The organism is Amycolatopsis sp. NPDC045836 (assembly GCF_056431745.1).
In genome coordinates this window covers 117184-129771 of the sequence record NZ_JBWKKF010000006.1, presented here as the reverse complement: position 1 = coordinate 129771, position 12588 = coordinate 117184, and the positions used below count along the sequence as shown (strand labels likewise).

At 72.1% G+C, this 12588-nt stretch carries 14 protein-coding genes; 3 read left to right on the top strand and 11 right to left on the bottom strand.

All coding sequences use genetic code 11. The features are described 5' to 3' along the window. Window position 1: 1 nt before the first annotated feature. The 6 genes from AC07EG_RS12735 to AC07EG_RS12710 all read right to left on the bottom strand — a co-directional run bounded on the left by AC07EG_RS12735 (window position 2) and on the right by AC07EG_RS12710 (window position 7314). Window positions 2-1537 (bottom strand): ABC transporter substrate-binding protein, encoded by a 1536-nt coding sequence (locus AC07EG_RS12735; RefSeq protein ID WP_478253220.1) that lies wholly within the window; start codon window positions 1535-1537, stop codon window positions 2-4. A gap of 699 nt (window positions 1538-2236) precedes the next feature. Next, entirely contained in the window at window positions 2237-3028 is a 792-nt protein-coding gene (gene trpA / locus AC07EG_RS12730) for a tryptophan synthase subunit alpha (protein WP_478253219.1), read from the bottom strand. After that, a complete protein-coding gene (gene trpB, locus AC07EG_RS12725; RefSeq protein ID WP_478253218.1) occupies window positions 3025-4287 on the bottom strand; it encodes a tryptophan synthase subunit beta in 1263 nt (420 codons plus the stop codon). Before trpB ends, trpA begins: the two co-directional genes overlap by 4 nt. Continuing rightward, window positions 4266-5075, bottom strand: a complete 810-nt coding sequence (gene trpC / locus AC07EG_RS12720; RefSeq protein ID WP_478253217.1) for an indole-3-glycerol phosphate synthase TrpC — start codon at window positions 5073-5075, stop codon at window positions 4266-4268. Before trpC ends, trpB begins: the two co-directional genes overlap by 22 nt. A 153-nt stretch (window positions 5076-5228) precedes the next feature. Then, complete coding sequence (locus AC07EG_RS12715; protein WP_478253216.1) at window positions 5229-5705, bottom strand: Trp biosynthesis-associated membrane protein; 477 nt, start codon at window positions 5703-5705, stop codon at window positions 5229-5231. 31 nt (window positions 5706-5736) lie between these two features. Then, entirely contained in the window at window positions 5737-7314 is a 1578-nt protein-coding gene (locus AC07EG_RS12710) for an anthranilate synthase component I (RefSeq protein WP_478253215.1), read from the bottom strand. 101 nt (window positions 7315-7415) lie between these two features. Between AC07EG_RS12710 and AC07EG_RS12705 the strand changes: the two genes are divergently transcribed. Next, window positions 7416-8030, top strand: coding sequence for a TetR/AcrR family transcriptional regulator (locus AC07EG_RS12705; RefSeq protein ID WP_478253214.1), 615 nt, complete (start codon window positions 7416-7418; stop codon window positions 8028-8030). Here AC07EG_RS12705 and hisI read toward each other — a convergent pair. The 3 genes from hisI to hisF are packed head-to-tail and all read right to left on the bottom strand — an operon-like array spanning window position 8027 to window position 9524. Then, window positions 8027-8374, bottom strand: coding sequence for a phosphoribosyl-AMP cyclohydrolase (gene hisI / locus AC07EG_RS12700; protein WP_478253212.1), 348 nt, complete (start codon window positions 8372-8374; stop codon window positions 8027-8029). The genes AC07EG_RS12705 and hisI overlap by 4 nt on opposite strands. Continuing rightward, the gene (locus AC07EG_RS12695; protein WP_478253211.1) at window positions 8371-8766 is read right to left on the bottom strand and encodes a hypothetical protein; all 396 of its coding nucleotides are present in this window, start codon (window positions 8764-8766) and stop codon (window positions 8371-8373) included. Before AC07EG_RS12695 ends, hisI begins: the two co-directional genes overlap by 4 nt. After that, window positions 8763-9524, bottom strand: coding sequence for an imidazole glycerol phosphate synthase subunit HisF (gene hisF, locus AC07EG_RS12690; RefSeq protein WP_478253210.1), 762 nt, complete (start codon window positions 9522-9524; stop codon window positions 8763-8765). The genes AC07EG_RS12695 and hisF overlap by 4 nt, the downstream gene beginning before the upstream one ends. A 68-nt stretch (window positions 9525-9592) precedes the next feature. Here hisF and AC07EG_RS12685 point away from each other — a divergent pair, with 68 nt between their 5' ends. Then, entirely contained in the window at window positions 9593-10774 is a 1182-nt protein-coding gene (locus tag AC07EG_RS12685) for a phytase (protein ID WP_478253209.1), read from the top strand. 19 nt (window positions 10775-10793) lie between these two features. Continuing rightward, window positions 10794-11177 (top strand): PPOX class F420-dependent oxidoreductase, encoded by a 384-nt coding sequence (locus tag AC07EG_RS12680; protein WP_478253208.1) that lies wholly within the window; start codon window positions 10794-10796, stop codon window positions 11175-11177. A gap of 4 nt (window positions 11178-11181) precedes the next feature. On the opposite strand, the gene priA is transcribed toward AC07EG_RS12680, so the two are convergent. Next, complete coding sequence (gene priA, locus AC07EG_RS12675; RefSeq protein ID WP_478253207.1) at window positions 11182-11916, bottom strand: bifunctional 1-(5-phosphoribosyl)-5-((5-phosphoribosylamino)methylideneamino)imidazole-4-carboxamide isomerase/phosphoribosylanthranilate isomerase PriA; 735 nt, start codon at window positions 11914-11916, stop codon at window positions 11182-11184. 34 nt (window positions 11917-11950) lie between these two features. Next, on the bottom strand, window positions 11951-12580 hold the full coding sequence (hisH, locus tag AC07EG_RS12670) for an imidazole glycerol phosphate synthase subunit HisH (protein WP_478253206.1): 630 nt from the start codon (window positions 12578-12580) through the stop codon (window positions 11951-11953). Window positions 12581-12588 lie beyond the last annotated feature (8 nt).

The window sequence follows — 12588 nt, the reverse complement described above, 5'->3', positions numbered from 1 at the left end:
CTCAGCCCAGCCACACCCGGTCGAACCGGGCCCAGTCCACCGTGTTCGGCGGCACGGGCCGGACCCCGTGCACGTTCGCGGCCACCGCGTTGATCCAGTCGGGGTGGCCCCAGGCCAGCAGGCCGCCGCGGGCGTGCAGGTCGCGCTGCAGCTCGTGGTAGAGCCGGGTCCGCTCACTTTCGTCCACAGTGGACTGCGCGGTGGCGAAGGCGGCGTCGAACTCGGGGCGCTTCCACGCGGTGGCGTTGAACGGGGAGGTGGAGAGCAGGCGCGAGTTGATGTAGTCCGGGATCGGGGCGGCTCCGGCCCGGTGGCTGCCGAGCACCCCGGTGGTCAGCTGGTCCTTGAAGTAGGTCTCCGCGGCCCCGGTGACCACCTCCACCCGGATTCCGGCTTCACCGGCCTGTTCGGCGAAAAGCGTTGCGGCGTCGACAAAACCGGCGGAGACGGTGGAGGTGAAGAACTGGATGGTCTGGTTCAGCACCCCGGCCCTGGTCAGCAGCGAGCGCGCTTCGGCGACATCGCGCGGGCGCTGCGGCAGGGTGTCGTTGTAGTAGCGGTAACCCTTGCCGAACAGGTCGTTGCCGGGCGTGCCGCGACCGCCGAGCACCACCTCGACCAGCCGCGGCCGGTCGGCCAGCAGCTTGAACGCCAGCGCCACGTCGGGGTTGTCGAACGGCGGCCGATCGGTTTTCAGCACGAACGCCTGCGTGGTGCACCCCGGTGCGGCGACGATCTTCACCGTGCGACCGGCTTCGGCCGTCCGGGCGAAGGTCGGTGACATCTCGTGCGCGTACTCGGCCTGCCCGCCCTGCAGCGCGTTCGCCCTGGCGTCCGCGTCGGCCGAGAGGATGTGCAGTTCGTCCAGGTGGGGGGCGCCTTCCCAGTGTTCGTCGAAGCGCTGGGCGACCATCGACCGGCCGGGGTCGAACGAGGTGAACCGGAACGGCCCGGTACCCACCGGTTTCGCCGGATCGGCGTAACCGGCCCGCACGATCGCCGCACCGGTGGTGGCCAGCAGCGCGGGCAGCTCCGCCGACGGGGTGCGCACCGCCAGTTCCACCGTGCGCGGATCGGCCACCCGGCTGCGGCCGAGGTCGATCGCCGAGAGCGACTGCCTGGCCAGCCGGTCCCCGGCCGCCGGGTCCAGGATCCTGGCCAGGCTGAACAGCACGTCCTCGCCGGTCAGCGGCTGCCCGTCGTGGAAGCTCGCCCGCCGGAGGGTGAACCGCCACAGCGTGGCGTCCGCATTGGACTCCCAGCGCTCGGCCAGCCGGGGGACCGGGGCCAGGTCGTCGCCGAGTTCGGTGAGCTTGTCGAAGATCGCCTTGTGCCGCGCCTGGTCGATGAACAGGTTCTGCGCGTGCGGGTCGAGGGTCTCCTTGGTGCCACCACCGGTGAACACCGCCCGCAACCGCCCGCCCCGTTCGGGCTCCCCCGCCACCTGCTCGCCGCTGCCGCCCCCGCAGCCACCGAGCGCCAGTGCCGCCCCCGCCGAAAACCCGAGAAAACCCCGCCGCGTCAGGGCGATCGGCATGACGGCTCCTCCATTTCCCGCGGCGGGCGCCGCGCCTTGGAAAGAATCGTCGGCGAGAAAGCTGAGCGAAGAAAACCCGCCGAACGAATTAACGCGCGCACCGATCAGGTGAGATCACCCCCAACTGCGGTGATCCTGACAGATAATGGAAATCATTGTCAAGTGCGCAGGCTCTTATATGCACGTCCGCGCACATGGCAAAAAAGGGGCGTGCGTGCTATGGGTTGATCGGCAACCGATAGCGGGCACGACCCTTTTGGGAGCCGCTGATCGCCTTTTTTGGGGCGTGATCAGCGTCGATTCACGAGCACGCGGGCGCATCAGCCGCCGCAAGAACCGAGGATAAGCCGGTAAGTGGTTGAGCTGGATCTCTGGTACTGGTGTCCGGTGGTCGGGCGTGGTGAGTTGACGGACGAGGCGTGGGCGGTGATCGAGCCGTTGCTGCCGCCGCAGCAAAGCGGTGGCGGAATCACCGCCAGGTGGGCAACGCGATCCTGTGGAAGCTGCGCCCCGGCGCCTGGGACAGGATCCTCGACCGGGTGATCGTCAAAAGACGACGCCGTCGGCGACCTCGAATGGATCATCTCGGTCGACGCGAGCGTGGTTCAGGCGCACCAGCATGCCGCGGGCGCCCGGAAAAAAGGGGCCGTCGATGGTCGCGGCCTGCCGATGCGGTTCCTGCTCACCCCAGGCCAGCTCCTAGGCGGGAGTGGGCGCTTTCCGGACGCCGGCGGCCAGTTCGCCGGAGAGTTCGCGGACCGCGTCCATGCCCTCGCCCGCGGCGGCGACCAGTGCGGAACCGACGATCACCGCGTCGGCGAACCCGGCCACTTCGGCGGCCTGCGCACCCGAGCGCACGCCGAGGCCGACGCCGATCGGCAGGTCCGTGTGCGCCCTGGCCCGCTCGACCAGCTTCCCCGCGGCGGAATCCACGGTTTCACGCACGCCGGTGACGCCCATCAACGCGGTGGCGTAGACGAAACCGGTGCTGGCCTGCACCGTGCGGTGCACGCGCTCCTCGGTGGACGAGGGCGCGATCAGGAAGATGCGGTCCAGCCCGTGTGCCTCGGAGGCGGCGAACCAGTCGTCCGCCTCGTCGGGGATCAGGTCGGGGGTGATCAGGCCCAGCCCGCCCGCCGCGGCCAGGTCACGGGCGAACGCGTCCACCCCGTAGCGGTGCACCGGGTTCCAGTAGGTCATCACCACGGCCCTGCCGCCCCTGGCGGAGACCGACTCGACCACCTCGAACAGGTTCTTCAGCCGGAAGCCACCGGCCAGCGCGGCGTCCGCGGCGGCCTGGATGGTCGGGCCGTCCATCACCGGGTCGGAGTAGGGCACGCCCACCTCGACCAGGTCGGCACCACCGTCGATGACCGCCGAGAGCAGATCCTTCGACCCGTCCACGGTGGGGTAACCCGCGGGCAGGTAGCCGATCAGCGCCGCCCGGTTCTCCGCCTTGGTGCGGCGGAAGACCTCGTCCAGCTCGCTCACGACAGCTCCTCCTCGGGCACCAGGCCGAAGAACTTCGCCGCGGTGTCCATGTCCTTGTCACCGCGACCGGAGAGGTTGACCACGATCAGCCCCTCCTCGCCCAGCTCCCGGCCCAGCTCGATCGCCCCGGCCAGGGCGTGCGCGGACTCCACGGCCGGGATGATGCCCTCGGTCCGCGACAGCAGCCGCATCGCCTCCATGGCCTCGGCGTCGGTCACCGCGCGGTACTCGGCCCGTCCGGTGTCCTTGAGCCAAGCGTGCTCCGGGCCGACGCCGGGGTAGTCCAGGCCCGCCGAGATCGAGTACGCCTCGGTGGTCTGGCCGTCCTCGTCCTGCAGCAGGTAGGACAGCGCGCCGTGCAGCATGCCGGGGCTGCCCTGGGTCAGCGTGGCCCCGTGCTCCCCGCTGTCCAGGCCCTTGCCCGCCGGCTCCAGGCCGACCAGCCGGACCCCCGGGTCGTCGATGAAGCCGTGGAAGATGCCGATGGCGTTCGAGCCGCCGCCGACGCACGCCGCCACCGCGTCCGGCAGGCGGCCGGCCAGGTCCAGCACCTGGCGGCGGGCCTCCTCACCGATGATCTTGTGGAAGTTGCGCACCATCAGCGGGAACGGGTGCCCGCCGGCGGCCGTGCCGAGCAGGTAGTGCGTGGTGTCGACGTTGGCCACCCAGTCGCGCAGCGCCTCGTTGATGGCGTCCTTCAGCGTGCGCGAGCCGGTCTTGACCGGGATCACCTCGGCGCCGAGCAGCTTCATCCTGGCCACGTTCAGCGCCTGGCGCTGGGTGTCCACCTCGCCCATGTAGACCACGCAGTCGAGGTCCAGCAGCGCGCAGGCGGTGGCCGTGGCCACCCCGTGCTGACCGGCCCCGGTCTCCGCGATCACCCGCTTCTTGCCCATGCGCCGGGTGAGCAGCGCCTGGCCCAGCACGTTGTTGATCTTGTGCGAACCGGTGTGGTTGAGGTCCTCGCGCTTGAGGAAGATCCGCGCCCCGCCGGCGTGCCCGGCGAACCGCGGCGCCTCGGTGAGCAGCGACGGGCGGCCGGCGTAGTCCCGCAGCAGGCGGGCGAACTCGCCGGTGAACTCCGGGTCGAGCCGGGCCTTGTCGTACTCGGCGGACAGCTCGTCCATCGCCGCGATCAGCGCCTCCGGCATGAACCGGCCGCCGTACGGGCCGAAGTGGCCCCTGGCGTCCGGGTCGTGCCCGGTCCGCTCGTGCTGCCGGGTTTCCGGTTCTTCGCTCATCGGCTCGGCCTCGGGCACGCCGGGTGCGAACCGGCGGTGACCAGCTTCACCAGCGCCGCCTTCGGGTCGTCGGAGGCCACCAGGCCCTCGCCGACCAGCACCGCGTCGGCGCCCTGGCCCGCGTACGACATCAGGTCGCCGGGACCGCGCACGCCGGATTCGGCGACCTTGTAGACGTCCATCGGCAGGCCCGGCGCGAGCCTGCTGAACACGTCGCGGTCCACCTCGAGGGTGTGCAGGTTGCGCGCGTTCACGCCGATCACCGACGCACCGGCTTCCAGCGCGCGGTCGGCCTCCTCGGCGTTGTGGATCTCCACCAGCGCCGTCATGCCCAGCGACTCGACCCGGTCCAGCAGCGCCACCAGTGCGTTCTGCTCCAGCGCGGCCACGATCAGCAGCACCATGTCGGCGCCGTGCAGGCGCGCCTCGTGCACCTGGTACGGGCTGACCACGAAGTCCTTGCGCAGGATCGGGACGTCCACCGCGGCGCGCACCGCGTCGAGGTCGGCGAGCGAGCCGCCGAAGCGGCGCTGCTCGGTCAGCACGCTGATCACCCGCGCCCCGGCCTCGGCGTAGTCCTTGGCCAGCGCCGCGGGGTCCGCGATCGAGGCCAGTTCGCCCTTGGACGGGCTGCGCCGCTTCACCTCGGCGATCACGCCGATGCCCGATTCCCGCAGGGCGGCCATCACGTCGCGCGGCGGCGCGACCTTGGCGGCCCGGCGCTTCAGCTCCTCGAAGGGGAGCTCCGCCTCGCGGGTGGCGAGGTCGGCGCGGACGCCTTCGACGATGTCTTCGAGAACAGTCACCGGACGGCCCCGCCCACCGGTTCGTGCACCGCTGTCTTGGGTAGACCAAGCCTCGCAAGCTCGCTCACAAAAACCTTCCCCTTCCCGCCGGAAAGATGCTAACCCGCGCGGTTCGACCGGCCGGTCCCGGGTCCATCGTGGTTTTGTCAACCCTCATCGACCGGTCGTGGGATCCCGGCCGTCGGACAGCGCGTCCCAGAGCTCTGTATCGGCGTCGCGGGCGGGGCGTTTCCCGCCCGGCGCGGAGTACTTGGCACCCAGTCGCGGCAGCCGTCCCGCCTCGCGCACGCCCAGCCCGCCACCGGCCAGCACCAGCAGCCCGCCGAGCACGGCGAGGCCCCAGCCGGTCAAGCGCATGCCACCGGTCAGGTTCAGCAGCACCACCAGGCAGGCGGCCAGCCCGGTGGCGGCCAGCACCAGCGCCACCACCCGCCGGGCCCAGCCCGCGGTGGCCACCAGCCCGGCCACCCCGGCGGCCACCAGCACCGCCAGCGGCACCAGCGCGGGCAGGTGGTCGGCCCCGGTGACCACCTGGGGCGGCACCCCCGGCAGGTCCGAACGCGGCCGTTCGGCCCAGGTCAGCATCGAGGCGCCCCACAGCGCCAGCGCGCCGAGCAGGAGCAGTCCCACGATCGTCCACAACGGACGCCTGTGTGCCGGGTCAGACACCAGCGGGGTCACCAGCTTCCTCGATCGCCCCGGCCGGGGCCAGGGTCTGCGCGGCGGCCACCGCCGAGAGCACGGTCCGGGCCTTGTTCAGCGACTCGTTGTCCTCGTAGCCGGGGTCCGAGTCCGCCACCACGCCACCACCGGCCTGCACGTACGCCACCCCGTCGCGCACCAGCGCGGTGCGGATGGCGATGGCGGTGTCGGCGTCCCCGGCGAAGTCCAGGTAACCGACCACCCCCCCGTACAACGCCCGGCGGGTGGGTTCCAATTCCTCGATCAGCTCCATCGCCCTGACCTTGGGCGCCCCGGACAGCGTGCCCGCCGGGAAGCAGGCGGTCACCGCGTCGAAGGCGGTCTTGCCCTCGGCCAGCTCACCGGTGACGGTGGAGACGATGTGCATCACGTGGCTGTAGCGCTCGATGGTGAAGAAGTCGACCACGCGCACGGTGCCCGCCTTGCACACCTTGCCGAGGTCGTTGCGGCCGAGGTCGACCAGCATCAGGTGCTCGGCCCGCTCCTTCTCGTCGGCCAGCAGGTCCTTGGCCAGCTGCGCGTCCTCCTCCGGGTCGGCGCCGCGCCAGCGGGTGCCCGCGATCGGGTGCGTGGTGGCCCGGCCGTCGCGCACGGTCACCAGCGATTCCGGGCTGGAGCCGACGATGTCGAAGCCCTCCATCCGCAGCAGGTACATGTACGGACTGGGGTTGGAGGTGCGCAGCACGCGGTAGATGTCGAGCGCGTCGGCGCCGGTCTCGATCTCGAACCGCTGCGAGGGCACCACCTGGAACGCCTCGCCCGCCTTGATCGCCTCGACCGCCTTCCGCACCGCCTCGTGGAACTCGGCTTCGCTGCGGCGGCGGGTGAACTCCGGGGCCGGGCGGTCGAACACCGCGTTGGTGGCCGGGGCGTGCACGGCCAGCTGGTCGGTCATCCGCTGCAGCCGGGCCAGCGCGTCGTCGTAGGCGGCGTCCACCCGTTCCGGCGAGTCGTCCCAGTTCACCGCGTTCGCGATCAGCGTGACCGTGCCCTCGTGGTGGTCGAGCGCGGCGAGGTCGGTGGCCAGCAGCATGGTCAGCTCGGGGATCTTCAGGTCGTCCTCGGCCAGTTCCGGCAGCCTCTCCAGCCAGCGGACGGCGTCGTAGCCGATGTAGCCGACCAGGCCGCCGGTCAGCGGGGGCAGGCCGGGCAGCGGCTCGGTGTGCAGCGCCTCGAGGGTGGCCCGCAGCACGGCCAGCGGGTCGCCCTCGGACGGCAGGCCGACCGGCGGCGTGCCGGTCCACACCGCTTCGCCGTCGCGCACGGTCAGCGCGGCCGGGCTGTTCACCCCGACGAACGACCAGCGGGACCAGGAGGCGCCGTTCTCCGCCGACTCGAACAGGAAGGTGCCCGGCCGGTCGGCGGCGAGCTTGCGGTAGACCCCGACCGGGGTCTCGCCGTCGGCGAGCAGGCGGCGGACCACCGGGATGACCCGGCGCGACTCGGCGAGCGCGCGGAACTCCTCCCGGGTGGGGCTGACCGTGCCGAGGCCGGTGGCGGCCGCGGGCGGAGCGGTGACGGTGCGGGTGCTGACCATGGGCCTCATTGTGCCGTCGCGGCCCGCCGAGCGCGTGTACCCCCGGGAGTACTATTCATTGAGCGTTGAACTACTGTCCGGTGGAAGGGCATGATGGTGGCATGACCACCCCGAAGCAGTCGACCGCCAAGCGCCGAGGCCGCCGTCCGGCGGGCGAGGACACCCGTGCGGCGATGCTCACCGCGGCCCGCGAGGTCTTCGGTGAGCTGGGTTACGAGCGGGCGACCGTGCGGGCCATCGCCCAGCGCGCCGGGGTGGACGCGGCCATGGTCAACCACTGGTTCGGCGGCAAGCAGGGCCTGTTCGCCAAGGCCGTGCTCCAGCTGCCGTTCGACCCGGTCCAGCTGTTCGCCAAGGTCTTCGAGGACGGCCCGGTGGAGGAGCTGGGCGCACGCATCGTGCGGACCTTCCTCCGGCAGTGGGACGAGAGCGGCGGCGGCACGTTCGCCGCGCTGGTCCGGAGCGTGGCGGGCCACGAGCAGGTCGCCGCCGCGTTGCGGCACCTGTTCCTGGAGAACATCTTCGCCAAGCTGGCCGACCGGGTCAGCACCGACCGGTTGCAGTTCCGGGCGTCGCTGTGCGCCTCGCAGGTGGTCGGCATGGGCCTGGTCCGGTACGTGGCGAAGTTCGAGCCGCTGGCCTCGGCGGGCCACGAGGAGATCGTCGCGGCGGTCGCCCCGACGCTGCAGCGGTACCTGACCGGCGAACTGGACTAGAGGAGCCGGCGTTCGCCGGTGTCGAAGCAGCTGCGGGTGCCGGTGTGGCAGGCCGGGCCCTCCTGGACCACCCGCACCAGCAGGGTGTCGGCGTCGCAGTCGTGCCGGACCTCCTGGACGTGCTGCACGTGCCCGGAGGTCTCGCCCTTGACCCACAGCCGCCCGCGGCTGCGCGAGAAGTAGGTGCCCCGGCGGGTGGTCAGCGTCAGCGCCAGCGCCTCGGCGTTCATCCAGGCCACCATCAGCACGTCGCCGCTCTCGTGGTCGACCACCACCGCGCAGGCGAGCCCGTCGGCGTTGAACGCGACCCGGCCGACGGCTTCGGTGACTTCGGCGGTGTTCACGCCTTCACACTCCCCACGTGCCGCAGCACCGGGCGGCTGCTGAGCAGCACCCCGGCGTAGATGTAGCCCGCCGCGGCGAGCCCGAAGAAGATCCGCAGCCACCACAGCGTGCCCGCCAGCATGCCGAACGCGTGCTGCAGCGCCATGATCGCGATCACCGCGTACCCGATGTACCGCGAGAACCGGGACAACCGCGGGAACCGGCCGGGCACGGCGAGCCCGCCCGCCACGATCGCGCCGAGCAGCAGGGCGGTCACCGGCACGAACAGCACCCGCACCGTCGAACCGGGCGCGGACAGCAGCACCAGCGAGATCAGCACGTGCACCACGGCGATGCCGAGCAGCAGCCCGGTGATCACCTTGACCTCGAGCGGGGCCGTCCAGCGGTTCACCGGACCACCACCTCACCCGCGCGCAGGGCGGTCTTCACCGCACCGATGGTCAACTGTCCGAAGTGGAACACGCTGGCGGCGAGCACCGCGTCCGCCCCGTGCCGGACCGCGGGCAGGAAGTGCTCCAGCGCCCCGGCCCCGCCGCTGGCGATCACCGGCACCCGGACCTGGGCGCGCACCAGCGAGATCAGCTCCAGGTCGAACCCGGCCTTGGTGCCGTCGGCGTCCATCGAGTTCAGCAGGATCTCCCCGACCCCGAGTTCCTCACCCCTGGCCGCCCACTCCACCGCGTCGATCCCGGTGCCCCGGCGACCGCCGTGCGTGGTCACCTCGAAGCCGGAGGCCGTGTCCGGCGTGCGGCGGGCGTCGACCGAGAGCACCACGCACTGCGAGCCGAACCGGCGGGACGCCTCGTGCAGGAACTCGGGCCGCGCGATGGCCGCGGTGTTGATGCTCACCTTGTCCGCGCCGGAGCGCAGCAGCTTGTTCACGTCGTCGTTGGTGCGCACGCCACCGCCGACGGTGAGCGGGATGAACACCTGCTCGGCGGTCCGGCGGACCACGTCGAAGGTGGTCTCGCGGTCACCGGAGGAGGCGGTCACGTCGAGGAAGGTCAGTTCGTCCGCGCCCTCGGCGTCGTACCGGCGCGCCAGTTCGACCGGATCCCCGGCGTCACGCAGATCCGCGAAGTTGACGCCCTTGACCACCCGCCCCGCGTCCACGTCGAGACACGGGATCACCCTCACCGCTACGGACATGCCGCCCAGGGTACGGGGCCCGCTCCGGCGTTCACCCGACGGCAACCTCGCGGGCCTACCGTCCCGCAGTGCGCATCACACCGCTCGTCCTCATCGTCCCCCTCCTGCTCTCCGCCACCCCGGCGCAGGCGGCCCCGGTGCCCCGCCCGGTGCTGCAGACCAGGGCCTTCGTCGACGACCCCGCCGCCACCCCGGCCAACGCCGACGCCGACGACCCGGCGATCTGGGTCGACCGCGCGAACCCGGCGCGCAGCATCGTGCTCGGCACGCTGAAGGAAGGCGGGCTCGCGGCCTTCGACCTGCGCGGGCGTGAACTGCTGACCGTGCCGGCCCCGGCCCCGCCCACCCCGGGCGCCGCACCCGGCCGGTTCAACAACGTCGACGTGGTCGGCGACCTGGCCGTCGTCAGCGACCGCGGGCGCGACCGGATCCGCGTCTACCGGATCGCCGACCAGCGGCTCACCGACGTGACCGATCCCGCCGCACCGCCGGCCTTCTCCACCAACGAGTCCGAAGTAGACGGACAACGCACGGCGTACGGCCTGGCCGCGGCGGAGGTCGGCGGCAGGCGGGTGCTGGCGGTGAGCAGGCGGCACGAGACCCGCATCGCCCTGCTGGAGCTGGCCGACCTGCCCGGCGGCCGGATCGGCACCACGCCGCTGACCACAGTGGACCTCCCGGCGAGCTTCCCGCTGCCGGACGGCACCACCTGGACGCCCTGCGCCGAGCCGGGTGAGCGCCCGCAGGTCGAGGGCATGGTGCTGGACGCCGCGCACCGCGTGCTCTACGCCGCCCAGGAGGACGTCGGGATCTGGCGGATCCCGCTCGGTGGCGCACCGGAACTCGTCGACCGGGTGCGCTCGTTCGGTGCCCCCGCGCGCTACGACGAGGAGACCGAGGAGTGCGTGCCCGACGGCCCGGATCCCGGCTTCGGCGGCACCCGGCTGACCGCCGACGCCGAGGGCCTGACCATCGCCGAAGGCCCGCACGGCACCGGCCAGTTGTACGCCTCCAGCCAGGGCGACTCGCGGTTTGTCGGCTACGACCGCACCGGCGGCAACAAGGCGCTGTTCGACTTCACCGTCGGCGCGACCGCGCGCACCGACTCCGTCGAGCACTCCGACGGCGCCGCGATCACCACCACCCCGCTGGGCCCGGACTTCCCGCGTGGCCTGCTCGTGGTCCACGACGGTGAGCGCCGCCCGGAACGGGGCGGGCCGACCACGGGATTCGTCTACCTGCGGCGGTAGGGCGGGTACGGTGACCACCATGGCAACCGAGCTGGAACGGCTGGCCGCAGAGAAGTACGTGGTGGTCACCACGTTCCGCAAGAACGGCACCCCGGTGCCGACCCCGGTGTGGATCGCCCGCGAAGGCGGCGAACTGGTGCTGTGGAGCGAGCGGCAGGCGGGCAAGGTCAAGCGGCTGCGCAACGACCCGAGGGTGGCCGTGCAGGCCAGCGACTTCGGCGGCAAGAAGACCCACGGCGACAAGGTTTCCGGCCGGGCCCGGCTGCTCGACGACGCCGAGACCGAGCGCGTGCGCAGCGCGATCGCCCGTGCGTACGGGATCGTGGGTCAGGTCACCATGTTCTTCAGCCGGCTGCGCGGACGGCAGCGCACCATCGGCATCGCCATCACGCTCGACGGGTGAGGTTTCAGGAACGGACCGCGGCCAGCGCGTCCGGCAGGGTGAACGCCCCGGCGTAGAGCGCCTTGCCGACGATCGCGCCCTCGACGCCGTCCCGCTCCAGCGTGGCCAGCGCCCGCAGGTCGTCCAGACTGGACACCCCGCCGGAAGCGATCACGGCGGCGTCGGTGCGGGCGGTGACCTCGCGCAGCAGTTCGAGGTTCGGCCCCTGCAGCGTGCCGTCCTTGCTCACGTCGGTGACCACGTAGCGCTGGGCGCCGTCGCGGTCGAGGCGCTCCAGCACCTCCCAGAAGTCGCCGCCGTCCTTGGTCCAGCCGCGGGCGGCGAGCCGGTGCCCGGCCTCGGTGATCCGCACGTCCAGGCCGATCGCCACGCGGTCGCCGTGGGTGGCCACCACCTTGGCCGTCCACTCCGGATCCTCCAGCGCCGCGGTGCCGAGGTTGACCCGGCGGCAACCGGTGGCCAGCGCCGCTTCCAGCGACTCGTCGTCGCGGATGCCGCCGGACAGTTCCACCTGGACGTCCAGCTCGCCGACCACGCGGGCGAGCAGTTCGCGGTTGGAGCCCTTGCCGAAGGCGGCGTCGAGGTCGACCAGGTGCACCCACTGCGCCCCGTCCCGCTGCCAGGCCAGCGCGGCCTCCAGCGGGTCGCCGTAGGAGGTTTCGGTACCGGCCTCGCCCTGGACCAGGCGCACGGCCTGGCCATCGGCGACGTCAACGGCGGGAAGCAGCTGGAAGGTCACGCGGGCAACTATAGAACCGCGTCCGCGACCGGGTTCAGAGGGTGCGGAGCCAGTTCTCCAGCAGCGTGGCCCCGGCGTCCCCGGACTTCTCCGGGTGGAACTGGGTGGCCGAGAGGGCCCCGTTCTCCACCGCGGCGACGAAGTCCTCGCCGTGGTGGGCCCAGGTGACCAGCGGCTGCTGCCCGGCGAGGCCGGAGTCCAGCTCCCAGCGGCGCGCGGCGTAGGAGTGCACGAAGTAGAAGCGCGTGTCCGCGTCCAGCCCGGCGAACAACCGCGATTCCGCGGGGGCGCGCACGGTGTTCCAGCCCATGTGCGGCAGCACCGGGGCGTGCAGCCGGTCGACCGCGCCGGGCCACTCGCCGGCGCCCTCGGTCTCCTCGCCGTGCTCGACCCCGCGTTCGAACAGGATCTGCATGCCGACGCAGATGCCGAGCACCGGGCGGCCACCGGCGAGGCGCTTGCCGATGATCCGCTCGCCATGGACCTCGCGCAGCCCCGCCATGCACGCGGAGAAGGCACCGACGCCGGGCACCACCAGGCCGTCGGCGGCGAGGGCCGCTTCGGCGTCGGCGGTCACTTCGACTTCGGCTCCGACGCGCCGCACGGCGCGTTCGGCGGACCGGAGGTTGCCCGAACCGTAGTCCAGGATCACGACACGAGGCACGCTCCCAG

What these genes read in the sequence shown, in the direction of transcription:
- AC07EG_RS12705 (WP_478253214.1), top strand. Translation starts at nt 7,416, where the DNA reads ATGACCACCCCGAAGCAGTCGACCGCCAAGCGCCGAGGCCGCCGTCCG.
- AC07EG_RS12710 (WP_478253215.1), bottom strand. Translation starts at nt 7,314, where the DNA reads ATGGTCAGCACCCGCACCGTCACCGCTCCGCCCGCGGCCGCCACCGGC.
- AC07EG_RS12680 (WP_478253208.1), top strand. Translation starts at nt 10,794, where the DNA reads ATGGCAACCGAGCTGGAACGGCTGGCCGCAGAGAAGTACGTGGTGGTC.
- AC07EG_RS12735 (WP_478253220.1), bottom strand. Translation starts at nt 1,537, where the DNA reads ATGCCGATCGCCCTGACGCGGCGGGGTTTTCTCGGGTTTTCGGCGGGG.
- hisF (WP_478253210.1), bottom strand. Translation starts at nt 9,524, where the DNA reads ATGTCCGTAGCGGTGAGGGTGATCCCGTGTCTCGACGTGGACGCGGGG.